At 74.5% G+C, this 23,346-nt stretch carries 21 protein-coding genes and 1 pseudogene; 11 read left to right on the top strand and 11 right to left on the bottom strand.

Annotated features, from left to right (window positions below; translation table 11 throughout):
• Nucleotides 1–34 precede the first annotated feature (34 nt).
• Nucleotides 35–1,024, top strand: coding sequence for a phosphotransferase family protein (locus ACIQ87_RS02890; protein ID WP_402400573.1), 990 nt, complete (start codon nt 35–37; stop codon nt 1,022–1,024).
• 62 nt (nt 1,025–1,086) lie between these two features.
• On the opposite strand, the gene ACIQ87_RS02885 is transcribed toward ACIQ87_RS02890, so the two are convergent.
• Entirely contained in the window at nt 1,087–1,398 is a 312-nt protein-coding gene (locus ACIQ87_RS02885) for a nuclear transport factor 2 family protein (protein ID WP_402400570.1), read from the bottom strand.
• Nucleotides 1,399–1,719: 321 nt separating this feature from the next.
• Between ACIQ87_RS02885 and ACIQ87_RS02880 the strand changes: the two genes are divergently transcribed.
• From ACIQ87_RS02880 to ACIQ87_RS02865, 4 genes are all read left to right on the top strand, one after another.
• Nucleotides 1,720–2,001 (top strand): hypothetical protein, encoded by a 282-nt coding sequence (locus ACIQ87_RS02880; RefSeq protein WP_402400568.1) that lies wholly within the window; start codon nt 1,720–1,722, stop codon nt 1,999–2,001.
• 106 nt (nt 2,002–2,107) lie between these two features.
• Complete coding sequence (locus ACIQ87_RS02875; protein WP_402400565.1) at nt 2,108–3,475, top strand: cytochrome P450; 1,368 nt, start codon at nt 2,108–2,110, stop codon at nt 3,473–3,475.
• Nucleotides 3,476–3,575: 100 nt separating this feature from the next.
• Nucleotides 3,576–4,217: a DUF1707 domain-containing protein gene (locus ACIQ87_RS02870; protein ID WP_402400562.1), complete on the top strand. Its 642-nt coding sequence runs from the start codon at nt 3,576–3,578 to the stop codon at nt 4,215–4,217.
• A 95-nt stretch (nt 4,218–4,312) separates the two neighbouring features.
• Nucleotides 4,313–5,185: a serine hydrolase gene (locus ACIQ87_RS02865; RefSeq protein ID WP_402400559.1), complete on the top strand. Its 873-nt coding sequence runs from the start codon at nt 4,313–4,315 to the stop codon at nt 5,183–5,185.
• A 43-nt stretch (nt 5,186–5,228) separates the two neighbouring features.
• On the opposite strand, the pseudogene ACIQ87_RS02860 reads toward ACIQ87_RS02865, so the two are convergent.
• A pseudogene (locus tag ACIQ87_RS02860) lies at nt 5,229–6,188 on the bottom strand (aminotransferase class I/II-fold pyridoxal phosphate-dependent enzyme); the annotation flags it as partial.
• Nucleotides 6,189–6,500: 312 nt separating this feature from the next.
• Here ACIQ87_RS02860 and ACIQ87_RS02855 point away from each other — a divergent pair.
• Nucleotides 6,501–7,709, top strand: a complete 1,209-nt coding sequence (locus tag ACIQ87_RS02855) for a transferase (RefSeq protein WP_402400556.1) — start codon at nt 6,501–6,503, stop codon at nt 7,707–7,709.
• A 135-nt stretch (nt 7,710–7,844) separates the two neighbouring features.
• Here the strand turns inward: ACIQ87_RS02855 and ACIQ87_RS02850 are convergent, their stop codons facing one another.
• Genes ACIQ87_RS02850 through ACIQ87_RS02830 form a run of 5 tightly spaced genes read right to left on the bottom strand, consistent with a single transcriptional unit; the run spans nt 7,845 to nt 13,623 of the window.
• Nucleotides 7,845–8,978, bottom strand: a complete 1,134-nt coding sequence (locus ACIQ87_RS02850; protein ID WP_402400553.1) for an FAD-dependent monooxygenase — start codon at nt 8,976–8,978, stop codon at nt 7,845–7,847.
• Nucleotides 8,979–9,033: 55 nt separating this feature from the next.
• A complete protein-coding gene (locus ACIQ87_RS02845) occupies nt 9,034–9,633 on the bottom strand; it encodes a GTP-binding protein (RefSeq protein WP_402400550.1) in 600 nt (199 codons plus the stop codon).
• A gap of 2 nt (nt 9,634–9,635) precedes the next feature.
• Complete coding sequence (locus ACIQ87_RS02840) at nt 9,636–10,208, bottom strand: DUF742 domain-containing protein (RefSeq protein ID WP_402400548.1); 573 nt, start codon at nt 10,206–10,208, stop codon at nt 9,636–9,638.
• Between the two features lie 5 nt (nt 10,209–10,213).
• Entirely contained in the window at nt 10,214–10,678 is a 465-nt protein-coding gene (locus tag ACIQ87_RS02835; RefSeq protein ID WP_402400546.1) for a roadblock/LC7 domain-containing protein, read from the bottom strand.
• Nucleotides 10,675–13,623 (bottom strand): nitrate- and nitrite sensing domain-containing protein, encoded by a 2,949-nt coding sequence (locus ACIQ87_RS02830; RefSeq protein ID WP_402400544.1) that lies wholly within the window; start codon nt 13,621–13,623, stop codon nt 10,675–10,677. Before ACIQ87_RS02830 ends, ACIQ87_RS02835 begins: the two co-directional genes overlap by 4 nt.
• Before the next feature lie 513 nt (nt 13,624–14,136).
• On the opposite strand from ACIQ87_RS02830, the gene ACIQ87_RS02825 reads away from it, so the two are divergent.
• The 3 genes from ACIQ87_RS02825 to ACIQ87_RS02815 all read left to right on the top strand — a co-directional run bounded on the left by ACIQ87_RS02825 (nt 14,137) and on the right by ACIQ87_RS02815 (nt 17,788).
• Entirely contained in the window at nt 14,137–14,619 is a 483-nt protein-coding gene (locus ACIQ87_RS02825; RefSeq protein WP_402400541.1) for a YbaK/EbsC family protein, read from the top strand.
• Nucleotides 14,620–15,202: 583 nt separating this feature from the next.
• Nucleotides 15,203–17,077, top strand: coding sequence for an ABC transporter ATP-binding protein (locus ACIQ87_RS02820; protein ID WP_402400919.1), 1,875 nt, complete (start codon nt 15,203–15,205; stop codon nt 17,075–17,077).
• A 150-nt stretch (nt 17,078–17,227) separates the two neighbouring features.
• On the top strand, nt 17,228–17,788 hold the full coding sequence (locus ACIQ87_RS02815) for a hypothetical protein (protein WP_402400538.1): 561 nt from the start codon (nt 17,228–17,230) through the stop codon (nt 17,786–17,788).
• Here ACIQ87_RS02815 and ACIQ87_RS02810 read toward each other — a convergent pair.
• From ACIQ87_RS02810 to ACIQ87_RS02800, 3 genes are all read right to left on the bottom strand, one after another.
• Nucleotides 17,773–18,417, bottom strand: coding sequence for a response regulator (locus ACIQ87_RS02810; protein WP_392913757.1), 645 nt, complete (start codon nt 18,415–18,417; stop codon nt 17,773–17,775). The two genes, ACIQ87_RS02815 and ACIQ87_RS02810, sit on opposite strands and share 16 nt — an antisense overlap.
• Nucleotides 18,408–19,571, bottom strand: coding sequence for a sensor histidine kinase (locus tag ACIQ87_RS02805; RefSeq protein ID WP_402400534.1), 1,164 nt, complete (start codon nt 19,569–19,571; stop codon nt 18,408–18,410). The genes ACIQ87_RS02810 and ACIQ87_RS02805 overlap by 10 nt, the downstream gene beginning before the upstream one ends.
• A gap of 104 nt (nt 19,572–19,675) precedes the next feature.
• Nucleotides 19,676–20,341, bottom strand: coding sequence for a DedA family protein (locus tag ACIQ87_RS02800; RefSeq protein WP_402400530.1), 666 nt, complete (start codon nt 20,339–20,341; stop codon nt 19,676–19,678).
• A 195-nt stretch (nt 20,342–20,536) separates the two neighbouring features.
• On the opposite strand from ACIQ87_RS02800, the gene ACIQ87_RS02795 reads away from it, so the two are divergent.
• Entirely contained in the window at nt 20,537–21,028 is a 492-nt protein-coding gene (locus ACIQ87_RS02795; RefSeq protein ID WP_402400527.1) for a hypothetical protein, read from the top strand.
• An 81-nt stretch (nt 21,029–21,109) separates the two neighbouring features.
• On the opposite strand, the gene ACIQ87_RS02790 is transcribed toward ACIQ87_RS02795, so the two are convergent.
• Nucleotides 21,110–21,913, bottom strand: coding sequence for a nucleotidyltransferase domain-containing protein (locus ACIQ87_RS02790; RefSeq protein WP_402400524.1), 804 nt, complete (start codon nt 21,911–21,913; stop codon nt 21,110–21,112).
• A gap of 175 nt (nt 21,914–22,088) precedes the next feature.
• Between ACIQ87_RS02790 and ACIQ87_RS02785 the strand changes: the two genes are divergently transcribed.
• Nucleotides 22,089–23,330, top strand: a complete 1,242-nt coding sequence (locus ACIQ87_RS02785) for a glycosyltransferase (RefSeq protein ID WP_402400521.1) — start codon at nt 22,089–22,091, stop codon at nt 23,328–23,330.
• Nucleotides 23,331–23,346: the final 16 nt, after the last annotated feature.

Here is a 23,346-nt window from a genome sequence, read left to right as displayed (position 1 = left end):
GGCCCGGGCGGGGGCGGCCGGGGAGAGGCGGGCAGTGGTGCGGGAGCTGTTGGCGGGTGCGGCGCGGGCCGCGCTGGGCGCCGGGCGGCGACTGGCGTCGGTCGAACGGCTGGCGGGCGGCAGCAAGAAGGGCGTGTACCGCCTCTTCACGGACGACGGGACGACGGCGATCGCCTACCGCTGGGCCGGCGCCGAGAACTACTGGCCGGCGGCCGAGGGCGACGACGACCTCGCCGACCCGTTCTCGCCCGGCCTCGGGCTCGACCTGTTCGAGGCCGCGCACGCACGGCTGGCCGCGCTCGGCGTCCGGGTCCCGGCGCTCCGGTTCGTCCGGCGCGCCGGGGACCTGGACGGCGCCCCGGGCACGGGTGACCTCGCGATCGTCGAGGACGTCCCCGGCGAGAGCCTGGAGAAGCTGCTCGCCCGCGACCCGCGCGCCGCCGCCCCGGTGCTGGCCCGGCTCGGCGAGGCACTGGAGGCCATGCGCGGCCACCGGGCGTCCGGCTACGGGAAGGTGGCGGTCGTCGACGGGGGAGGAGCATCGCACGGCCTGTCCTGCGAGGGCGTCGTGCTGGACCGCGCGCTGCGCGACCTCGCGGAGGCGGCGGCCCGCGACCCCCGGATCGCGGAAGCCCGGGACCGGTTCGTGGAACGGCTGCGGGCCCTGGCGGCGGCGGTGCGGCCCCGCGCCGAGTACGGCGTGGTGCACGGCGAACTCGGGCCCGACCACGTCCTGGTGGACGCCGAAGGCCGGCCGGTGCTGATCGACGTCGAGGGCACGATGTACTTCGACGCCGAGTGGGAGCACGTCTTCCTGCGGATCCGCCTGCCCGAGGCCGACTACCGCCCGCTGGCGGCGGACGGCCTGGACGAGGACCGGCTCGCCCTCTACGCGTTGGCGCAGCGCCTCTCGCTGACGGCGGGACCGCTGCGCCTGCTCGACGGGGACTTCCCGGCCCGCGAGGCGATGGCCGGCATCGCCGAGCACAACCTGCGGCAGGCCCTGCACCTGCTGGACGGCTGACGGCTGACGGCGGACGGCCGGGCCGGAGTCGCCCCCGGCCCGGCCGTACGTGCCGAGCGTCGTCAGCCGGCGAGCTGGGCCCGGAACACGGCGCTGTTGAAGTACGCCCTGGCCTCCCGGATGAGCCCGGTGTCGTCCAGCTCGTAGACGTTGATGCCGGACCAGTTGACCGGCCTGCCGTCCAGGGCGACGGCCGCGCCCCGCCAGGAGACCGCGACGTGGTTGCCGACGGTGTGCGCCTCCAGGGGCGTCAGCCCCAGGAAGGGGCGGAAGCCGGGCAGGACGGAGGCGATGAACTCGTGGATCGCGGCGCGCCCGGCGGCGGGGGCGAGTCCGGCGGCCAGCAGCGCGCAGCCCGTGACGGCCAGCAGCACGGTGACCAGCGGACGACCCCCGGGCGCGGCTGTTCCTCACGCTCGGCATGGTCGGCTGGAGCCTCGCCATGCCCCAGCTCCGCCGCATGATCCTCGGTCCCGACCACACCCTCGACGGGCTGCGCACGGACATCGCCCGCGCCGTCCGGGCCCTGCCGGCCGGAGAGGCGCACCCCGAGCAGGCATGACCCTCCGGGGGGCGGCGCTGTCGTCGCTTCGGGGGATTGCGGCCGCTGTTCTGACATGGACAGGGCGGCCGGGGAATCCATGACCCGGAAGGGCGCCGTCACCGGTTGCGCGCCCTCGGAAGGGAGAACAGTCATGCGTCGTCGGATCGCAGCGGTCGGGATGCTGGCCGCCGCCGGAGTGCTCGCGCTCGCCGTGCCTGCCCAGGCGGCCACGGGGGTGCTGGTGGTGAACGGGGTGGCCCACCAGAACCCGGCACGGGGGTGTTACCCGACCGTGTCGCCGGTCGTCGTCCAGAACCTCACGGACTCGACGGTCGACGTGTACTCCGCGGCGAACTGCCAGGGGGCACTGACACGCGAGATCGCCGCCGGGATGACCGCGGCGACGGTCGGATTCAGTTACTTCGTCAACTGACCCAGGTCATTCGTCAACTGACGCCGTGGCAGGCCAGAGGAGTGGGAAGTCGGCCCGGCCGACTTCCCACTCCGTCGCGCTTGCCACGCTGCGACGAGGAGGTCCGATGGAGATCCCCGGCCCCGAGCCCGAAGCGGACGACGGCGCGGGCGCCATCGCGCGGGCGGGCGGACTGCACACCTACCAGCTGTGGCTGCACGCCGAGTACGGCCCGGTCGTACGGTTCCGACTGCCCGGCGCGGAGACCGCCGTGTCGATCGCCGACCCGGTGCTGCTGGAGGCGGTCGTCCACCTCGACGAGCGGCCGCGGCGGCTGTTCTCCTTCCTCGACCCGCTGTTCGAGGCGGACAACCTCCAGGTGCTCCCGGCCGCCGAGCACGACCCGTGGCGCCGGCTGCTGCTCACCGTCCTGGCCGGACGGCCCTCGTACGAACGGCACTTCGACCTCTTCGCGGCCCTGGCCGCCGAACTCGCCGACCGCTGGGCCGCCTTGCCCGCCGGCCGGCCCGTCGAGCTCCAGCGGGAGCTCGCCAGGACGTCCCTGCGGATGATCTGCGGCTACGCCCTGGGCGGCGAGGTCGAGGACCCGGACGGTGTGGTCGAGGCCTTCGAGGCGGTGCTCACCGACCAGTTGGAGCGCCTCTACCCGGCGCCCGCCGGGCAGGGCCGGGAACGGCGTACCGAACGAGCCGAGCGTGCCGAGCGCGCCGCGCGGGCGCTCGCCCTCCTGCGCGAGACGGTCGACCGGGTCGTCGCGGCGCACGGGGCCGGCGCCGGGGCCGGGGGCGGCCCCGGCGAGCGCAGCGACCTGATCGCCGCCCTCGTCGCGGCGGGCGAGAGCCCCGCGCGGATCCGCGACACCGTCCTGACGGTGATGCTGGCCGCCCACCACACCACCGGCGTCGCCGTCTCCTGGACCCTGCACCTGCTCGCCGCCCACCCGGAGGCGGCCGCGCGCGTCACCGAGGAGCTCGACCGCGTCCTCGGCGAGCGCCCGGTGCCCGACCACGCCGACCTGCCGCGGCTGCCGTACCTCGGGATGGTGCTGCGCGAGTCGCTGCGCCGCTACCCGCCCGGCCCGTACGGCGCCCGGCTGACCGCCGAACCGCTGGCCGTCGGCGAGTACCTGGTCCCCGCCGGGGCGGTGGTCCTCCTCCCGATCCTGGCCGTCCACCTGAACCCCGTGTACTGGCCCGAGCCCGAGCGGTTCCGGCCCGAACGCTTCACCCCCGAGGAGTCGGCGGGGCGCCCCCGGCTGGCCTGGATCCCGTTCGGTCTGGGCCCGCGCGGCTGCGAGGGGGCGGGCCTGGCCACGCTGGAGGCCCGGGTGCTGCTGGCCGTGCTGCTCAAGCGGCTCCGCTTCCGGCCCGAACCGGGCCACCGGGTGGTCCCGGTCGAGCGGTTCGTCCTCTGGGCCGCCGACGACATCCGCATGCGGGTGAGCCCGCGGGCCGCCCGCGGCACGCCCCGCTGAGCGCGGGCCTGGCGAGAAGCCCTATCGCGATATATCGTGAGTTCCCGTTCGCGCCGCTGCCCAACGCGCGAAGACCATCGTCGAGTTCAGGACGGGGACCATGCCGGGAGAGATCGTGCCAGCCGGGACGCAGGCCGGCCACGGCCCGCAGTCCGCACTGCGGGCCTCGCACGCCGACCGGGACCGGGTGGCCGAGCTGCTGCGGGTCGCGGCGGGCGACGGCCGGCTGACCCCGGACGAGCTGGACGAGCGCCTGGAGGTCGCGCTGTCGGCCCGGACACTCGGTGAACTGGCGGGGCTCACCGCCGACTTGCCGGCCGTGTCGGTCTCCGCCGACGGGGTGGTGGCGGAGGTCAAGGACGTCCTGCGGATCGACCAGCGGTGGAGCCCGGTCCGGCGGGAGGGCCGTTGGGTGGTGCCGCGCCGGCTGGAGCTCGTTGTGGAGTGGTGCGACGTGACCCTCGACTTCACCCAGGCGGTGATCACCCAGGACACCCTGCGGATCGACCTGGACATGGAGGGCAAGACCCTGACGCTGATCACCCGGCCGGGCATCGTGGTCGATTCCGACGGCCTGGCACTGGAGTTCAGCAGGGTCAGGGACCGCCGGGCGCCGGATTCCGGTGTGCCGACCACCCTGCGCGTGGAGCTGGTCGGCACCAAGCGCCACGGCCGCGTCGTCGTGCGGCAGCCGCGCAGGACCACCGGCCGCCGGCTGCCGGGGAGGAACGCGAACGGGTGAAAGCGTCGCGTCCGCGGCGCCGCGCGGGAGCGCCGGGTTCGTGTCGTGTGCCGCAACCGTCGAGGTCCGGCCCCGACCTCCCCTACCCTTCCCCCATGCTCTCTGTGGTGGTGGCCCCCTGGGCGGAACGAGCGGAGCCGGTGTTCGTCCACAACCCGGACGAACTTCACGACGCCGCCAGCACGATGAAGGTCGCGGTGCTCGCGGCGCTCTGCCGCAGCGGGGCGAACCTCGACGCCGAGGTGCCGGTGGTGAACCGCTTCGAGTCCGTCGTGGGCGGCGAGTTCGGCAACGACCCGGACTGGGACAGCGATCCGCTGCCCTGGGAACTGCTCGGCACCCACGTGCCGTTGCGCCTGCTCGCCGAGCGGATGATCACCCACTCCTCCAACCTGGCCACCAACATCTGCCTGGCCCGCACCACCCAGCAGGCCGTCACCGACGTGTGGCGCCGCGCCGGGGCCACGCACAGCTCCACCCCGCGCGGCATCGAGGACTACGCGGCGCGTGCCCAGGGCGTGCACAACCGGGTGAGCGCCCACGACCTGGTGCGACTGCTGCGCTCGCTCGCCGGGGAGCCGGAACTCCTCGCCCTCCTCGAGTGCAACGAGTTCCGGGTGGACCTGGCCGCCGGCCTGCCCTCCAACACCCGGATCGCCTTCAAGAACGGCTGGTTCCCCGGTGTCCGGCTCGGCGTCGGGCTGGTCCAGCCGGCCGACTGCCCGCCCTACCTGATCGCCGTCTGCTACACCGGCCGGCTCGCCGACGGCACCGACCGCACCGATCCGGCGGCCCGGCTGCTCGCCCGGATCTCCAAGGCGGTGTGGGACCGCCGGGACCAGATCAGCCGGCCGGTGCCGCCGGCCCGCCCGACACCGTCGGCCCGGCCGACTCCGCAGGCCCGCCCGGAGCCGCCAGCAGGTCCGGAGCCGTCAGCCCGTCCAGCGCCGCCTCGTTCAGCAGGTTGATCCGTACGAACCCCTCGTGGCCGGTGAGTTCGAAGTGCCGCTCGTCGAGCGCGAGCAGCCGGGCGGCCGGGGCGGCGACCCGGGCGAACAGGAAGTACCCGGTGTCCACCGGCGCGCAGTCCCGCAGCGCGCCGCTGTCGAGGATCCGCCGGTGGTTGGCCCGGATGTGTTCCACCAGCCGCCGGTTGCCCTCCCCGTCGAGCATCAGGTCGGCGGCGCGGTGGGCGAACAGGCGGTCGGCGACCGTGACGTCCCCGTGCAGGTTGATGTGGAGGTCGGCGAGCGGCTCGCGCAGCCGTTCGGGGACGAGCAGGTGGGCGCAGCGGTAGCCGTGGATGGACAGGTACTTGGTGGGGCACACCAGCCGCACCGTGAGGTCGGCCGGCAGGGCGGCGCTCTCCTCGCGGCGGCCGCCGTCCCAGCGCAGGTACTGGAAGGTGCCGTCCACGAACACCAGTGACCCGGTGGCCCGTTGCCACTCGCCGATCCGCTCGATCACCCCGGCCGGGACCGGCTGCCCGGCGTACCAGAGCGGATCGGTGAGCAGGAGCACCGTCCGCTCGTCGGGCAACTCCGGTGCGAAGCCCTCCTGTCGGGCGTGCAGTTCGCTCACCCGGACCGGCTCGATGCCGAACTGCCGGAAGAAGTAGGCGAACTTGTAGTAGACGGGCGGCAGGTAGTGGACGCGTCGCACACCGCTCAGCTGCAGCCAGGTGCAGAAGGTGCCGAGCAGGCTGGTGGAGCCGCCCGCTGGGATCACCCGCTCCGGCCCGTACTCCACCTCGTCGTACGTGCTGTGCAGCCGGGCGATCTTGGCCCGCAGGGCGCGGTCCTCGTCGATCGCCGAGTAGCGGGTGACGTCGCCGAGCAGGTACGGCGGGGTGTGGGCGAGCGGGCCGAGGTAGTCGGCGACGAACGGGTGCCCGCCGTTGTAGTCGGAGACGAACAGCCGCCCTCCGGGGTGCTGCCGTTCGTGCTCCACGGCCTCGTGCAGGTCGAGCATGCGGAACAGGGACGGCACCGGACCTCCAGGGCGTCGACTGGCCGGGTCGGCCGTCAGCCTGTACCGCGACCCGGCGCGGGCACAAGACCGCCCGCCCGGGGCGTGCGCCGGGAAACCGGTACCGGTCGCACACGCATGACGGTCCGCCGGTTGCGGTATCGCATGGAAGGGTCCTGCTCACGGGGCTGCTCGACAGGCCACTCGACAGGCCACTCGACAGGCCGCTCGACAGGCCGCTCGGGGCGCCGCGCGCAGGACCGCTCGAAGGACCGCTCGAAGGGCTGCGCGAAGGCTAGGGGGTGGATCGACGTGTTGTCGTCCCGGCTCCGCGTGGTCTCCCGGTCGATCACGGCGGTCGCGGTCACCTCGGCCTACGCGGCGCTGCACCTGCTGGTCAACGTGGGCATGGGCGAGCAGGTGCGCGGGAGCAGGGTGGGGGCGTGGTGGTGCGGGGCGGTCGCGCTGGCGCTGCTCGGGCCCGCCCTGTGGCTGCGCCACCGGCGCCGGTCCGGGGTCGCCGAGATCGTCGCGCTGGTCAACCGGTACGGCACGCCGCAGCCGCGCTGGCGGCGCGCCGTCCGGATCGCCAGGGCCGCCGGCTGCGTGCTGTCCGGGGGCGGAGCCCTCGCCGTCGCCGCGTCGGAGCGGAGCGAAGGGCTCCCGCCGAGGGTGTCGCTCCTGCTGCTGGTCGGCGGTGTGGCGGCCGCGGGGGCCGGACTCCTGGTCCTGCTCCGCACCCGCCCGTACGCGGCTCGCGGGGCCGCCCAGGCACTGCTGCGGGACGGCCGCAGACCCGTGCTCTACCTGCGCAGCTTCGACGACGAGGCGGCCGCCCGGGAGGACGCCCGGACGGCGGCGGGCCTGCGCACCCGGGAGGTGCAGTTCGCCGCCGCGCTGGGCGCCGTGGGCCCGGTGATCGCGGTGGGACGGCCGGGGGAGACCCTGCCGCTCCTGGGCGCCGCCCGGTTCTACCTGCCGCTCGACGACTGGCAGGGCACCGTGCGCCGGCTGATGGACCTGTCCCAGCTGATCGTCCTGCGCCTGGGGCCGGGGGAGGGGCTGCGCTGGGAGATCGGGGAGGCCAGGGCCACGCAGCCGCCGGCGAAGCTCATCCTGCTGGCCCCGCGCGGCCTGCCGGAGCTGGCCGGCGAGTTGAACGAGAGCCTGCCCACCCCGCTGCTGCCCAGGGAGATGGTCACCGGCGGGCACTGGATCGGAGCCGTCATCACCTTCGACGGCCGGTGGACCCCACGGGTGTTCCCGGTGAAGGAGCGCCAGGGCCCGGCGGCGTGGCGGTGGATGGCCCGGTCGGGCATCTCCTCCCCGCCGACGCCCACGGTGCACCTGGCGCACACCATCCACACCGCCCTGACGGCCGACGGGAGGCGGCAGCGGGCGATGGCCTGGCGGGCTCAACTCGCCACGAGGAAGGCGGACCTGGTAACCGCCGGGCTGGCCCTCGCGCTGGTCCCGCCGGGCTGGCTCGGGTACCGGATCCTGCAGCTGGCCGGCCGCTGGTGAGCCCGGCGGCGCGCCGCAGCGCCCCGCCGGGCCCGTGACCGGCCGTGGCCCGTAGCCCGTAGCCGTCAGCCCGCAGCCGTCGGTGCGGAGCCGTCAGCCCGGAGCCGTCAGCCCGGAGCCGTCAGCCCGGAGCCGTCAGTACGGCTGCACCAGGACGTGTGCCGCGCCGGGGATGCCGACCTTCAGCAGCTCGTCCTCCTCCGGCGTGGTCGGGGTGCCCGTCTCCTGCTTGAGGACGGCCCGCGACAGGGCCTGGACCCACATCGCGCGCGGGCGGCGGCGCTCCTCCCAGGCGGCGAGCGCGGCCGGGACGGAGTCGGCCTCGTCCAGGCTCTGGGCGAGCACGAGGGCGTCCTCGACGGCCATCGCGGCGCCCTGGGCGAGGTGTGGGGTGGAGGCGTGGGCGGCGTCGCCGGCCAGCACGATCCGACCGACGTGCCAGGGCTCCTCGACGGTGACCTGCGAGATCCGCGTGTAGACCACGGCGGCGGGGTCGGTGATCTGCGCCAGGGCCCCGGCGATCGGGCCGCCGAAGCCGGCCAGCCGCTCGCGCAGCTGCTCGTGGGCGCGCTCGGGGTCCGGGCGGAAGTCCTCGGCCTCGGCGAAGACCGAGCCCAGGTACATCCGCTCCGCGCTGATCGGGGTGAGCAGCGCCTTCGCCCTCAGGTTGCCGGAGGACATCACCACGCCCCGCACCTCGGGCGAACGCGGCAGCGTGACCCGCCAGTTGGCGAAGCCGGTGTACTCGGGGAGGTACTTCTCGCCGTACAGCCGGCGGCGCAGCGGCGAGCCGATGCCGTCGAAGCCGACGACCAGGTCGTAGCGGCCGGCGTGTCCGTCGGTGAGGGTGACCTCGACGCCGTCGGCGTCCTCGGCCAGGGTGTCGATGGTGGTGCCGAAGCGGACGGTGACGCCCGCCTTCGCGGCGGCGTCGGCGAGGACGCGGGCCAGCGCGGGGCGCGGTATGCCGTTGTTGGAGGGGGCGTCGCCCATCCGGGGCTGCGGGATCTTCGCGAGGGTGGCGCCGGCCGGGTCGCAGATGGTCAGCACCTCCCACTCGAAGCCGACGGCCAGGCAGTCCTCCAGGACGCCGATCTCGCGCATCACGTGCAGGGCGTTGGACGGCTGGATGATGCCGACGCCGAGGGCCTCCAGCTGCTCGCGCAGCTCGGCGACGTCGACCTGGTGGCCGCGCTGGGCGAGGGCGGTGGCGAGGGTGAGGCCGCCGATGCCGCCGCCGTGGACGAGGACGCGCAGGGGACTGGTCATGAGGGGTGCTCCGTAGGGAAGTTCACGGGAGGTCCGGCCGGGGGAGGGGGACGGCTCAGCCGGCGGGCGTGGCGGCGAGGTCCATCAGGTGGTCGACCAGGGCGAGCAGCAGGTCCCGACCGAAGGCGCGCTCGCGCACGTCCCCGAGCAGCATCGGCACCTGCGGGTCGAGGTCGAGCGCGGCCCGGATCTCGTCGGGGGTACGGGTGTTGGTGTTGTGGAAGCAGTTGATCGCTACCACGAACGGGATGCCCCGGCTCTCGAAGAAGTCGATGGAGGCGAAGCTGGTCTCCAGTCGGCGGGTGTCGGCGATGACGATCCCGCCGAGGGCGCCGTTGACCAGGTCGTTCCACATGAACCAGAAGCGTTCCTGGCCGGGCGTGCCGAACAGGTAGAGGACCAGCTCGGGGCTGATCGTGATCCGGCCGAAGTCGAGCGCGACGGTGGTGGTGGTCTTCTGGTCGATGCCGGCCAGGTCGTCGACGCCGACGCTGGCCCGGGTCAGGTACTCCTCGGTGCGCAGCGGGGTGACCTCGCTGACCGAGCCGACCAGGGTGGTCTTGCCCACGCCGAAGCCGCCCGCGATGAGGATCTTGACGGCGGCCGGGGCGATCGGGGCGGCGGGGGAGCCGACGGCGGAGTGCGGTGTTGCCATGTTCAGAGTCTCCGGAGTCCTTCGCGTACGGCCGTGAGCAGGCTGAGGTCCACGCCCCCGGCGGCCCGGGCCACCGAGAGCGGCGCCCGGGCCTTCAGCAGGCCCTGGGCGACCAGGTCGCCCAGCAGGATCTTGGTGACCGAGACCGGGAGGTCCAGGTCCGCCGACACCTCGGCGACGGCGATCGGGTGCCGGCAGATTTCGAGGATCAGCCGGTGCTCGGGCTGCAGGCCGCGAGCGCCGGCGCGGTTGCCCCGCGCCAGGGCCGCTTCGGCCTTCTCCTCGACCGTGGTGAGCACGGTGATGAGGGTGAGGTCGTCCCGCTCGGGTGCGGTCCGGCCGCGGGTGATCGTGTACGGGCGCACCATGCTGCCCGACTCGTCCTCCGCTTCCTCCTCCAGCTCGCTCCAGTGCGGCACCGCGCCGCGCCGCCGGCGGTCGTCCCGGTCCTCCCGGTCGGACAGCGGGCCGGACGGCGGACCGGGCTGCGGGTCGGAGGCGGGGCCGGACCGCGGACCGGCCTGCCGGCCGTCGTCGCGGCCGTTCCCCCAGGCGTCGTTCCCGTACGGTTCCACCCGGGTCAGCCCCGGTTCCGGGCGGCGAAGGCGTCGAAGGAGGCCGGGGCGCCGGGGGCGCCGGGGGCGTCGTCGTGGCGGACCGGGGTGGTGAGCTTCTGTCCGACCTGCTGCACCAGGGTGTGCATCGCGACGGACATCACCTCGGCGTCCACCTCCTGGGAGGCGACCACGGCCAGGTGGGTGCCCTGGGCGGCGGCGATGACGAACAGCCAGCACTCGGCGAGCTCGACGATCACCTGGTGCACCGGGCCGCCGTCGAACAGCGCCCCGACCCCGCGGGCCAGGCTCTGCTGGCCGGTGGCGACGGCGGCCAGGCGCTCGGCGTCGGCCCGCTCGATGGTGCGGGAGTGGCTGACCACGAGACCGTCGTCGGAGAGCAGGACGGCGTTCCTGGTCCCGGGTACCGAGTCGACGAGTCCGTCCAGCAGCCAGTCCAGGTCCTGGTGGGTGGCGATCGTGCGGTTCATGACTGCTCATCCGTTCGTGTGGTTCGGGAGTCCGCGGCCGGAGGGGCCCAAGGGGACGGGGTGGGGGAGGGGGCCGGCGGGGTGGCGGGCAGCGGGTGCTCCCCGCTGTCCTGGGCCCGGGCGGCGCGGGACTGGCGCTGGAAGGCGCCGATGGCCGCACCCGATCGCCGTACCGGGCAGTCGGTGCGCTGGAACGGGCCGGCGGGCGTGGCGTTCTCGGCGGACCGCTCGACCCGCTGCGGCTCGGCCGGCGGGGGCACCCGCAGCTCGGCCGCCAGGCTGGCCTGCCGGACGCGTTGCGGCAGCGGGGGCTGGCCGCCCTCGGCCGGGCTGAACGGCACCGAGGTCTGGTACTCGCGACGCTGCCGCCGCTCGGCCAGCCGGTAGTGGTCGGCCGGGCGGTACTGCTCGTCGGCGTACGGGGCCTCGGCCTCGGTCACCCGCGCGTAGGCGATGTCGGGGTAGGCCGGGGCGTCCTGGACGGGCGCCGGGTCGGCCGGGGAGCTGTGCTCGATCGGCTGCTCCGGCTGGAAGGACGGCTGAGCGGCCGGGACGGGCTGCTCCACCCCGTAGGACGGCTGCGGGGCGTGGAAAGGTTCAGCGCCGTACGACGGTTCGGACCCGTACGACTGCTCCGGGCCGAAGGACTGCCCGGCCGGGTACGCCGGGTGGGTCTGCTGCGGCTGGTACGGCTGCTGCTCCGCGGGGGGCGGCTGTGCCGCCTGGTAGGGCTGCTCTGCGGGGAGCGGCTGCGCCTGGTAGGACTGCTCGGTGGGGAACGGCTGTTCCGCCGGGAACGGCGCCGGCGGCACCGGAACGTCCTGGAGCGTGGTCTCCGGCCCTTCGCCCACCCCGGCGTCCGCCGAGGGCAGCCGCAGCGGCACCCGCACCGGAAGGGGCATCGGGGCCGGTTCCGGCTGAGGCAGTGGCACCGGAGCGGCCTGCGGGGCGAAGTCGCCCTGCGCGAAGGAGTCCACCGGCGCGACCGGCGGACCGGTCGGCACCGGGGCCGGCGCCTCGTCGGAGGCCGAGCGCACGGCCCGGCGCGAGCGGCGCACCAGCGGGATCGGCTCGGTGGCGGTGCCGCCGGCGCCGTCCGGCAGCCCGGTGTCGCCCTCGATGACCAGCTCGTCCGGGACGAGGACGACCGCCCGGGTGCCGCCGAACGCGGACGGGCGGAACTCGATCCTCAGCCCGTGCAGGGAGGCCAGCCGGGCGACCACGTGGAAGCCGAGGCGGATGTCGTCGGCCCGGGCCAGCACGTCGGTGCGCGGCGGGCGGCTCATCAGCTCGTTGGCCGCGTCGTACTGCTCCGGGTCCATGCCGAGGCCCCGGTCCTCGATCTCGATCGCCAGCCCGCGGCCGACCACGGCGGCGCGCACCTCGACCGGCGTGGGCGGCTTGGAGAAGGTGGTGGCGTTCTCCATCAGCTCGGCGAGCACGTGGGCCACCGGGCCGACGGCCCGTTCGGAGAGCCACGGGTGGCCCTCGATGTCGATCGAGATCCGGCGGTAGTCCTGGACCTCGCCCTGCGCGGCGCGCAGCACGTCCAGCAGCGGGACGGGCTTGCGCCAGCGCCGCTGCGGCTGGCCGCCGGCCATGATGACGAGGTTCTCCTCGTAGCGGCGCAGGCGGGCGGTGAGGTGGTCGAGGTCGAAGAGGCCCTCCAGGACCTCCGGGTCGTCGTGCTTGCGCTCCAGCTCGTCCAGCTTGCGCAGCTGGCGGCCGATCAGCAGCTGGGTGCGGCGGGCGATGCGCTGGAGCAGCCGCTCGAAGCCGCGGTGCTGCTCGGCCTGGCCGACGGCGGCCTCCAGGGCGGCGGAGCGGGCCAGGTTGAGCGCCTGGCCGAGCCGGGCCAGCTCGTCGGTGCCGCTGCCGTACGGGCCGTCGGTGACGGCGCGGCTCTCGGCCTCGACGTCCACCTGCTCGCCGCGGCCGAGACGGTCGACCACCTCGGGCAGGGTGCTGCGCATCTCCTCGGCCTGGGTGTGCAGGTCCTTGATGCGGCGGCGCAGCGAGCGGCTGAGCCGCCAGGAGGCGATGACGACCGCGACGACCGTGATCAGGCCGATGACGGTGGTCAGCACGACCCGGGTGAGCATGCCGATGATGGCGCCCTTGGCGACCTCGATGATGCCGTTGGTGCGGTCCTCGATGGCCTTGACCAGCGGCGGGTTGAGCCCGTCGAGGGCCTGGCGCCACTGGTCCTGGGTCGCCGGGAGCTTGACGGTGCCGGCGGCGTCGGCGGCGGTGGGCTTGAGTAGCGCCTGCTCGACGGCGGCCTTGGCCTGCCAGGACGGGCTGTTGATCAGCTCGTGCCAGGCCGGCGCCTCGGCGTCCGGGATGTACGGCAGGACCTGGATGTTGAGCAGGTGGTCCTGGGAGCCGATCAGCTGCTGGACCTGCTGGTAGTCGGTGGCGGACAGCCGCCCGGTGGGCCAGCCGCGGGCCAGGATGGCGTCCTCGCGGGAGAGCATCTCCTTGGCCCAGAAGGAGTTGACCAGGGTCTTGGACAGCCAGGTGACCTCGCCGGTGTCGACCCGGCTGAGCGCGGTGAACAGCCGCAGGTCGACGCTGATCAGGTCGGTGTAGTAGGCGTAGACGCTCTGCTGGTCGGTGGTGGCGCGGTCGACGGCGGCTCGCTGCTCGGCCAGCTTGCCCATGGCCTGGCGGGCCTCGACGACGGCGGCGCGGACCTCTTCGGGGGCGTTGTCGGCGGTGGCCCCGGAGAGGGTCTGGAACTGCCGCACCGCGTCGTCGGTCAGCTGGCGCTGATGACGCAGCTGGTCGGCGTTGGAGCCGGGCCGGGCGAGTGCCTCGGCGCTGAGCCGCCGCTCCTCCTGGAGGTTGTAGTACACGATGTTGGACGGCTGGCCGGCCTTCTGCGCGATGGTGGCCTGGTCGGCCAGCCGCTGGAAGTCGGCGATGGTCTCACCACTGGTCACGGCCCAGAGGGCGACCAGGGCGATGCTGGGGACGACGGCCAGGACGAGCAGCGCCGTCCGCAGGGACAGGCGTGGACGCCTGCGGGGGCCCTTCGGCGTCGGGGGCCGCCGATTCGCACGCGCGCGCAGAGCTGACTCCTTGGGGCTGGCGGCCGGCCGGTGAGGGGCGGGCCGTCCGGGGAACGGGTTTTTGACGAAGCGATATTAGTCATACCGTGTGATTAGAGTGAAAGCCCGTTCGCTGCCTGGGCCGGGCTTGTGCACGCGGTGGGCACAATGTCATTCGATCGTTGACCGTGTGTATGCGGAGCAGGCGGCTCCCGACTCGCTTGACGCAGTGTCAATGCGACGCGCGGCCGGTGGATGGCCGGGGTGTGAAAACTGTGTGACGCCCCGCCGGGAAGAGTTCGGCCGGGCCCGTCGGCACGGAGTCGAGCGCGCCGCGAGGTCCGCCTCGATGCCCCCTGCGGGTGTGCGGAGGGCGCCGTCCGGCGCGGAAGGCATGATGGGCCGATGACCTCCATCCTCCCTGCACGCAGTCAGGCCGTCGCCGAGGCCCTGGCGGCGGCCGGCGTCCCCGGCGAGATCCGCGTCCTGCCCGACTCCGCCCGCACCGCCGCCGAGGCCGCCGCCGCGCTCGGCTGCGACGTCGGCGCCATCGCGAACAGCCTGGTGTTCATCTGCGACGGCGCACCGCTGCTGGTGATGACCAGCGGCGCCCACCGGGTGGACACCGCCCACCTGGCCCGCCGGCTGGGCACCGGCCCGATCGAGCGCGCCACCGCCGCCCAGGTCCGCGAGGCCACCGGCCAGGCCATCGGCGGAGTCGCGCCGACCGGCCACCCGGCACGGCTGCGCACCGTGGTCGACACGGCGCTCGAGGACCACGAGGTGCTCTGGGCGGCCGCGGGACACCCGCACACCGTCGTGCCGATGACCTATCGGCAGTTGCTGAACGTGACGGGCGGGGCACCAGCCACAGTGGTGGCCGAATAGTCGTCCGATCGGATCGACTCAGAATCCGATCGGCTCAGAAGCTGCGCATACGCTCGGTGGGCGGATACTGGAGTAGTGGGACGGAGCCGACCGGGCGTCGCCGACAGGCCGCCGGAACGGTCCGACCACTGGCAACGGCCTCCAGTCATCGCAACCCACGCCGTCGGTGCGGGTCGCGGGTGGTAAGGAGCGCCGACGCGACGAGAGAGAGAAGCCGTGATGAGTTACTTCGGTCGTCGAGGAGACAGGGACGGTGGTTACGGCCGTGGTTACGGCCGTGGTTACGGCCGAGGTTACGGCCGAGGCCGTGACTTTGACCGTGGTCGTGGTTTTGACCGTCGTGATTTCCGCCGCCGTTTCGGTTTCGACTGGTGGTGACGGTGATTTCGGCCAGGACTGCACCCGATAGTCCCGACTAGCACCATCACAGGGGTCGGCGGTACGACCGCCGGCCCCTCGTCCTGGGGCGACGCCGCCTCCGCGCGGAGGATGGCGGGTCCCCAGCCCGGAACGACGGGTCCACGCCCCGGAACGTCGTTTCCGGATCCCGGAACGACGTCTCCGAGAGCAATGGGTCGTGTCCATGCGCGATGTGACGCCCCCGGGTGACCGGGTGGCCCCCAAGGTCTTCAAGGGCTCCAAGGCATCGAAGGCCTTCAAGGCCGACGACCACGGACCGGTGGCGGAATCGCCGGTCATCCCGCTGCGGGAGCTGGTCCGCCGGTTCTGGCCGTGGGTGCGTCCCGACGCGCGCTGGCTCCCGGTGAGCGCGGCCCTGCTCGTCCTCGGCGCCTTCGGCGAGATCGTCTCGGTCTGGCTGTTCAAGGACCTCATCGACAACGTCCTCGTCCCACGGGACTTCGCCGCCTTCTGGCCGCTCGCCGTCCTCATGCTCGCGGCGTCCATCGTCGCCGGGCTGCTCACCTTCGCCGGCAGCTACGCCAGCACCTGGATCGCCGAGCGCTACATGCTGCGGCTGCGCACCGACACCCTCGCCCACCTGCACACCCTGCCCCCCGACACCCTGGAGACCCGCTGGCGCGGCGACCTGGTGGCGCGGCTCACCTTCGACATCGCCGAGATCGAGCGGATGGTGGCCACCGGGCTGGTCGAGGGCGCCGTCGCCTTCGTCAGCCTGCTGCTGTTCACCGGCGCCGCCTTCTACCTGAGCTGGCCGCTCACCGTGGCCGCGCTGCTGGCCACCCCGCTGTTCGTCCTGTCCAGCACGCTGTTCGGGCGCGTCATCCGGCGTCGGGAGCGGCGGGTCCAGCGCCGCGCGGGCGGGGTCACCGCGCTGCTGGAGGAATCCCTGCGCAACGCCACCGTCACCCGGACGTGTGGCCAGGAGAGCCGCGAGGTCGCACGGGTCCGCCGGGAGGGCCGGGCCCTGCTCGACGCAGAACTCGCCGCCGCCCGGGTCTCCGGCCTCTACCAGCCCTTCCTCGGGGTGCTGCAGCTGCTGGCCGGGCTGGCCGTGGTGGGTGTCGGCGCGCTGCAGGTCATCCGCGGGAACCTCAGCCTGGGCGGTCTGCTCGCCTTCGCCGCCTTCATGGCGCAGCTGTTCGAGCCCGTCCAGCAGCTCGCCGCCCTCATTCCGATGGCCGGCTTGGCCTGCGCCTCGGGCGAACGCGTCCTGGAGCTGCACGACCTCCACAGCCCGGTGCAGGAGCGCCCCACGGCCCGGGACACCGGCCCGGTCCAGGGCCGGATCACCCTCGAGGGCGTCCGCGCCGCCTACCCCGGCGCCGTCGGCGTCCCCGGACCGCCGGTCCTCGCCGACCTGGACCTCGACCTGCTCCCCGGGGAGACCCTGGCCGTCGTCGGGCCCAGTGGCAGCGGCAAGTCGACCCTCGCCAAGCTCCTGGTCCGCTTCCTCGACCCGCAGGCCGGCGCCGTCCGCCTCGACGGGCAGGACCTGCGCGACCTCACCCTCGCCTCACTGCGCCAAGCGGTCACGCTGCTCACACAGGAGGCCCCGCTGTTCCACGCGAGCATCGCCGACAACATCGTGTACGGCCGTCCGGACGCCCCGCCCGCCGACATCGAACGCGCCGCCCGCAGCGCCGGGGCCCACGAATTCGTCACAGCGCTCCCGGAGGGCTACCGCACGGTGATCGGCGCCGACGGCTTCCAGCTCTCCGGTGGGCAGAGCCGGCGCGTCGCCATCGCCCGGGCCTTCCTGCGCGACACGCCCGTGGTGATCCTGGACGAACCCACCAGCGGCCTGGACCCGCACACCATCGAGCAGCTCGTCCCCGCGCTGCGCCGCCTGATGGCCGGGCGCACCACCCTCCTGATCACCCACGACCGGGCCCTGCTGACGCTGGCGGACCGCGTTCTCACCCTCGGTGCACAGGAGGCCACCCACCGGGACGCCGGGCCGGGCGGCGCCACCGGCGGCGGCCCGGTCACCCACCCGAACGGCTCAATCCGGGGACGGGCGCCGCAGGAGCCCTGAGCCAGGGCCCCGGGCTCTGGGACCTGTGCTGGGCCCCGGGCTCCGGGACCTGTGCTCTGGGACCTGTGCTGGGCCCCGACCCGGGCCCTCGCGCCCGAGCGCCGAGCCCCGGGTGCCGGGCCGCCGCCCCGGCCGGGGGATACCGCCGCCATGCTGTTGACGTGGATCGCCGAGCCGGCCGAGGAACCGCTGGCACTGCGGCCGGACGACCACCCGGTGGAGTGGGAGACCAACACCTGGTGGCTGAACGCCGAGGTCGAGGACCGGCGGGCGCTGACCGTCCAGGAGGTGGTGGACGCCTTCGAGCGGACCGCCGCCCTGCTCCGTGAACGGGTCCGGGCGCTGGGCCACGACGGGCCGGCCACGTTCTACGTCTGGCACGACGACCAGGCCGGGCAGCTGCGGTGCTCGACCGGATCGGTCGGTCCGGACGACCTGCCGTTCGGTGGCGTGTACGAGCCGGTGGCGGACCTCGGGCCGATCGTCGCGGACTTCCTGGCCGACGAGGAGCCGGGCACGACCAGGCTCACGGGCGAGGAAAGCGAGGAAAGCGAGGAAGGTGGGGAAGGCGAGGACGACGGGCAGGAGCCGCCCGTCCGGCCGTTCCCCGTCTGGGTCCGTGCCGTCGGTGTCGCCGGAGCTGTCGGTGACCCCGGTGACCCCGGTCCGGACCGAGCCGCTGCCGCCGCGGGGGACTACGCGCCCAGGTAGTGCAGGACGGCCAGGATGCGGCGGTTGTAGTCGGTGGTGCGGGGCAGGTCCAGCTTGTCGAAGACGGCGTTGAGGTTCTTCTCCACCGCACTCTGCGAGACGTGCAGCCGCTGCGCGATGGCGGCGTTGGTCCAGCCCTGGGCGAGCGCCTCCAGGACGCTGCGCTCGCGCGGGGTGAGCCGGGCCAGCGGGTCGGTGCGGGTGGTGCGCACCACCAGTTGGCGTACCACCTCCGGGTCGATCACCGCGCCGCCCGCCGCGACCCGCACCAGGGCGTCCAGGAACTCGTCCACCTCGGCCACCCGGTCCTTCAGCAGGTAGCCGACCCGCTCCGCGCCCGCGTCCAACAGCCTCGCCGCGTAACCGCGTTCGATGTGCTGGGAGAGCACCAGGACCCCGACCTGCGGCCACCGCTCGCGGATCTCCACCGCGGCCCGCAGCCCCTCGTCGGTGTGGGTCGGCGGCATCCGGATGTCCACCACCACGATGTCCGGCGGCTGCTCCGCCACCGCCGCCGTCAGCGCCGTCGCGTCGCCGACCGCGGCCAGCACCTCGTGCCCCTCCTCGGCGAGCAGGCGGACCAGGCCCTCCCGCAGCAGGGTCGAGTCCTCGGCGAGGGTCACGCGCATGGCAGCTCCGCGGTGATGACGGTCGGCCCCCCGGCGGGGCTGTGGACGTGGAGGGTACCGTCCAGCGCGGCGACCCGCCCGCGCAGGCCGGTCAGGCCGCTGCCCGTCGGGTCCGCCCCGCCGCCTCCGTCGTCCTCGACCCGTACGGTGAGCAGGGTGGCGGTCCCCTCGACCCGGGCCGAGATCACCGAGGCGGCCGAGTGCTTGGCCGCGTTGGTGACGCACTCGGACACCACGAAGTAGGCGGCGGTCCGCACTGGTTCGGGGAGCGGAGCGGCCACCTCGTAGCGCAGCCGCAGTGGGATGGCGCAGCGCTCGGCCACCCCGCCCAGCGCCTCCTCCAGCCCCAGGGTGTCCAGCGCCGACGGGTACGCCCGCCAGGCCACCTCGCGCAGCTCGGTCAGCAACTCCTGCGCCTCCCCGTGCGCCTGGCGCAGCAGCGCCTCCGTCCGCTCCGGGTCCCGGTGGCGGTCCAGACCGCGCCGCGCCCGGCCGAGCAGCATCGCCAGCGCCACCACCCGCTGCTGCACGCCGTCGTGCAGGTCCCGCTCGATCCGCCGCCGCTCGGTGTCCACCGCCCGCACCACCGCGGCCCGGCTGTCGGCGAGTTCGGCGATCCGGCGGCGCAGCAGCTCGGCCTCGGACGGCCCGAAGCACTCCCGCGCGCTCCTGGCGTCCAGCGCGGCCAGCGAGAACAGGCCCTGCACGGCCAGGAAGAGCAGCACCCCGCCGAGCAGCACCTGGGTCGCCAGCTCCTCCCAGCCCAGCGAGCCGCGCAGCACCCCGCCGACCAGCAGTACGGCCAGCGCCAGCCCGAAGACCAGCAACCCCAGCACCACCCCGGCGACCAGCCCGCCGCCGCTGCGCACCACCAGGTAGCGCAGCAGCCTGCCCTCGTCCGCCCGGTAGTGGCGCGGGAAGCGGTCGCCGAAGAACGCGCTGCGCCGGGCCCGCTCCAGGGCGGCCAGCCGGCGCACCCCCGACAGCAGGCCCGGCGCCGCGTAAGGGCGGGTGCGCGGCCAGAGCAGGAACGGGCCGAGGACGGCACCGGCCAGCAGCAGGTACAGCGCGGCGAGGACGGCGCTCGGGCAGCCGAGCAGGAAGCCGGTGGCGCGGCGCGGCCATGACGTGGTGTCTGTTCCATCCCCCTGCACGGGGTCCGAGCTTACGGGGGCGGCGGGGCCGGCGGGATCGGTCGGGTGGCCCGGGCCGGTCGGGCGGCCCGGGTGGCTCCGGACGTTCCGGCCGGTCGGCTCGCTCACCGGGCGCGGCGGTGCTGGGCGGCGCTGTTGCGCCCGCGCCAGCGCATCACGACGTACCCGGCCACGGCCACCACGACCACCACCAGGACCGCCTTGGAGAGCAGGCCCACGTACGTCTCCACCACGTCCCAGCGGTCCCCGAGCAGGAACCCGGCCATCACCAGCACGCTGTTCCACACCAGGCTGCCGATCGTGGTCAGCATGACGAACGCGGGCAGCGGCATCCGCTCGACCCCGGCCGGGACGGAGATCAGGCTGCGGAAGATCGGCACCATCCGGCCCAGCAGTACCGCCTTCGTCCCGTGCCGGGCGAACCAGGCCTCGGTGCGCTCCAGGTCGGAGGCCTTGACCAGCGGCAGCCGGGCCCAGATCGCGTGCATCCGCTCCCGGCCGAACAGCGCGCCCAGCCAGTACAGGACGACGGCCCCGACGACCGACCCGAGGGTGGTCCAGGTCAGCGCGGACGCGAGGCTGATCACGCCCTGCCCGGCGGCGAAGCCCGTCAGCGGCAGGATCACCTCGCTGGGCAGCGGCGGGAACAGGTTCTCCAGCGCGATCGCCAGGCCGGCGCCGGGGCCGCCCATGGTGTCCACCAGGTCGGCCGCCCAGCCGGCGAACCCGTCGGCGGGCTGCTGGGCGATGGCGAGGACGGTGTTCCGCATGCGGTGCTCCAGGGGGTAGGGACGCCGGCGCCGGTGCGCTCGGCTCTGCCCTCCACGCTAGAAATCGCAGGTCAGCGGCGGTATGCGGGTTTCCGGCGAACCTCCTGCGGAAAACCACAGTCCCCCGCCCTGCGGTTTTCCGCAGCGCGGGCAACTCGCTGGTCAGGGCCCCGGTCGCCGGGTGATCATGGGGCCATGAACGACGCTTTCACCCTGGGCTGGCGGTACTCCACCGGAGCCGTCTCCCCCGAGGAGCTGCCGATGGCCGCCGCCGAGCTGCTGGCGGCAGGTGTCGGCGGGGAGTCGCCCGCACTGTGCGAGCTGGCGGGGCGGCGGGGCCGAGGCGAGCACTCGGCCGAACTGACGGCACTGCTCTGGCGGGCGATGACCGAGCTCGGCCTGCCGGTGCCGGACGAGGACTTCGTCCGGCGCTGCGAGCTGCACCGCGCGGCGGCCCGGCTGACGTCGGGGGAGTGCACGCCCTCGGAGGCCGCCGCCGCGCTCTGGCACGCGGCCGGCGATCACCGGACCGTGGCGGAGCGGCGGTTCGCGGCCGTGGTGGACCAGCTGTGCTGCCCGGACTGCGTCGACGTGGAGCCGGACCGGGAAGGGGAGTTCAGATCGGCGGCCCTCGCGGTGACGGCCGAACCCGACCACGAGCTCACCCTCTCCTACCACCCGGGCTGACCATCCGGGCTGACCACCCGGGCTGACCGGCCGCGCGCCGCTACGCGCCGCCGCGCGCTGTCGGGGTCCGTGGCGTCCGGTTCAGCGGCCCAGTGCTGCCACCGTCTCCCGGGTCAGCTCCCGGGCCCGGGTGACGGTGGCCGTCAGTTCCGCCGCCGATCCGCCGGGCTCGGCGAGCAGGCCGCGCGCGACCGTGCCGAAGTTCCCTGGTGTGTCGGGCAGTTGCTCCGCCACGGCCAGGGCTCCCTTCTCGTTGAGGCACCAGCGGCGGTGGTGGGCGTACAGGGCCTGGACCAGGATGCCGACGGCGCGGGACAGGCAGAGCGAGACGTGCAGGGCGTCGGCGCGGACGGCGCTCTTCGCGGCGGTTTCCAGCAGGAAGCCGGCCTCCCAGGTGGCAGCGGTGAGGGCCTCGCGCAGCGGCTCCGGGTAGTCGGCGGTCTGCCGCTTGAGCCGCGCCAACTCCCCGGTGGGGTCGGCCAGTGGCTGCCCGAGGGCGACCTCGCCCGGGTAGCAGGGGGACCAGAAGCCGAGCGGATGGCCGGCCTGCGTCCCCACCTCGTAACGGCCCTCGCGGCAGTCCGCCCACACCCGTTCGACCCGGTCGAGGTCCCGCAGGATCCAGTCCACGGCGACCGCGTCGACCCGCAGCCACGCCCCGCCGTTCACCCACGGCCCCCAGCCGCCCGGACCGGCCACCTCGGCCCCCGGCCCGGCGAGTTCACGCAGCGCGTCGAGGTCGAGGCCGCCCCGGTAGTACACCCCGAGGTCCCAGTCCGACTCCGGCCGCTCCTCGCCGCGGGCCCGGCTCCCGCCGAGCATCACCCCCACCACGCCCGGAACACGGGTGAGTTGACCGGCCATGGACTCGATGATCGCGCGCATGGGGCGATTCTGGCAGGAGGTCCGTGCTGTGGGAGGCCGTCCCCGAGGACGGCTTTCCCCACTCCTCGCCACTCTCAACGTATAGCGCACGGGGGGCCTTGCCACAAGACCCCGGCGATGCCGCAGAATCACCGGCTCAAGGGCATGAGGCCGGGGAAATGACGGGGAGTCTGACGTGCGAGTGGTGTTGTCGACGTACGGGTCGCGCGGGGACGTCGAGCCGATGGCCGCGCTCGCGCTGCGGTTGCAGGAGCTGGGCGCCTCGGTGCGGGTGTGCGCGTCGCCGGACGAGGAGTTCTCGGCGCGGCTGGCCGAGGCCGGGGTGGAACTGGTGCCGGTCGGGCAGTCGGTGCGCGCGCTGGTCAGCGGGCCGCCGCCGGCGCCCTCGGGCATCTCCGAGCGCGCCGCCCGACTGGTCGAGCAGTTCCACGCGGCGGTGCTCGGGGCGGCCGAGCCGGGCGGCGCGGTGGTGGCCACCGGTCTGTTCCCGGCGGTGGCCGGCGCGCAGGCGGCGGCCGAGCGGCTGGGCGCCCGCTTCGCGTACGTCGCCCTCCAGCCGACCGTGCTGCCCTCCCCGCACCACCGGCCCTTCGAGTACCCGATGGCGCCGTACCCGCCGGAGGTGACCGACCTCCGGGAGCTGTGGGAGCTCAACATCGGGACGATGAACACGCTGTTCGGGGAGGCGGTCAACACCCACCGGGCGGCGGTCGGACTGCCCGAGGTCGACAACGTCCGGGACCACGTCCTCACCGGCCGGCCGTGGCTGGCCACCGACCCGCTGCTCGACCCGTGGCCGAGCCCGGCCGGGGCGGGGCGGCCCGAGGAGGGATGGCCCGAGGGATGGCCCGAGGCGGTGCAGACCGGCGCGTGGATCCTGCCGGACGAACGACCGCTGCCCGCCGACCTGTCCGCCTTCCTGGCGGCCGGTGAGGCGCCGGTGTACGTCGGCTTCGGCAGCATGCCGCTGCGTGACCCGGCGGGCGCCGCCCAGGCGGCCGTCGAGGCCGTCCGCGCCCAGGGCCGGCGGGTGCTGCTCGGCCGCGGCTGGGCCCGGCTCGCCGAGGTGGACGGGGCCGGGGACTGCTTCGCGGTCGGCGAGGTCAACCAGCAGGCGCTGTTCCCGAAGGTCGCCGCCGTCGTCCACCACGGCGGCGCGGGCACCACCACCACGGCGGCCCGGGCGGGGGTGCCCCAGGTGCTGGTCCCGCAGATGGTGGACCAGCCGTACTGGGCCTCGCGGGTGGCGGCGCTGGGCATCGGCGCCGCCCACGACGGCCCGACCCCGACCGCCGAGTCCCTCGCCACCGCCCTGCGCCATGCCCTCGCCCCCGCCACCCGCGAGCGCGCCGCCGCCCTCGCCGCCGGCATCCGCACGGACGGCGCGGCGGCGGCCGCGAAGCTGCTCCTCGGCTGAGGGCGCGTCGGGGGAG

The organism is Kitasatospora sp. NPDC096204, from assembly GCF_044763205.1.
In the GTDB taxonomy this organism is placed as follows: domain Bacteria; phylum Actinomycetota; class Actinomycetes; order Streptomycetales; family Streptomycetaceae; genus Kitasatospora.
The sequence above is the reverse complement of the archived record's forward strand: the minus strand, read 5'-3'. Positions and strand labels throughout refer to the sequence as shown.

Excerpts from the sequence above, each read along its gene's own strand:
- ACIQ87_RS02795 (WP_402400527.1), top strand. The coding sequence starts at position 20,537 with ATGAACGACGCTTTCACCCTGGGCTGGCGGTACTCCACCGGAGCCGTC.
- ACIQ87_RS02845 (WP_402400550.1), bottom strand. The coding sequence starts at position 9,633 with ATGGCAACACCGCACTCCGCCGTCGGCTCCCCCGCCGCCCCGATCGCC.
- ACIQ87_RS02850 (WP_402400553.1), bottom strand. The coding sequence starts at position 8,978 with ATGACCAGTCCCCTGCGCGTCCTCGTCCACGGCGGCGGCATCGGCGGC.
- ACIQ87_RS02825 (WP_402400541.1), top strand. The coding sequence starts at position 14,137 with ATGACCTCCATCCTCCCTGCACGCAGTCAGGCCGTCGCCGAGGCCCTG.
- ACIQ87_RS02820 (WP_402400919.1), top strand. The coding sequence starts at position 15,203 with ATGCGCGATGTGACGCCCCCGGGTGACCGGGTGGCCCCCAAGGTCTTC.
- ACIQ87_RS02800 (WP_402400530.1), bottom strand. The coding sequence starts at position 20,341 with ATGCGGAACACCGTCCTCGCCATCGCCCAGCAGCCCGCCGACGGGTTC.
- ACIQ87_RS02875 (WP_402400565.1), top strand. The coding sequence starts at position 2,108 with ATGGAGATCCCCGGCCCCGAGCCCGAAGCGGACGACGGCGCGGGCGCC.
- ACIQ87_RS02870 (WP_402400562.1), top strand. The coding sequence starts at position 3,576 with ATGCCGGGAGAGATCGTGCCAGCCGGGACGCAGGCCGGCCACGGCCCG.
- ACIQ87_RS02815 (WP_402400538.1), top strand. The coding sequence starts at position 17,228 with ATGCTGTTGACGTGGATCGCCGAGCCGGCCGAGGAACCGCTGGCACTG.
- ACIQ87_RS02835 (WP_402400546.1), bottom strand. The coding sequence starts at position 10,678 with ATGAACCGCACGATCGCCACCCACCAGGACCTGGACTGGCTGCTGGAC.
- ACIQ87_RS02790 (WP_402400524.1), bottom strand. The coding sequence starts at position 21,913 with ATGCGCGCGATCATCGAGTCCATGGCCGGTCAACTCACCCGTGTTCCG.
- ACIQ87_RS02810 (WP_392913757.1), bottom strand. The coding sequence starts at position 18,417 with ATGCGCGTGACCCTCGCCGAGGACTCGACCCTGCTGCGGGAGGGCCTG.
- ACIQ87_RS02880 (WP_402400568.1), top strand. The coding sequence starts at position 1,720 with ATGCGTCGTCGGATCGCAGCGGTCGGGATGCTGGCCGCCGCCGGAGTG.
- ACIQ87_RS02865 (WP_402400559.1), top strand. The coding sequence starts at position 4,313 with ATGCTCTCTGTGGTGGTGGCCCCCTGGGCGGAACGAGCGGAGCCGGTG.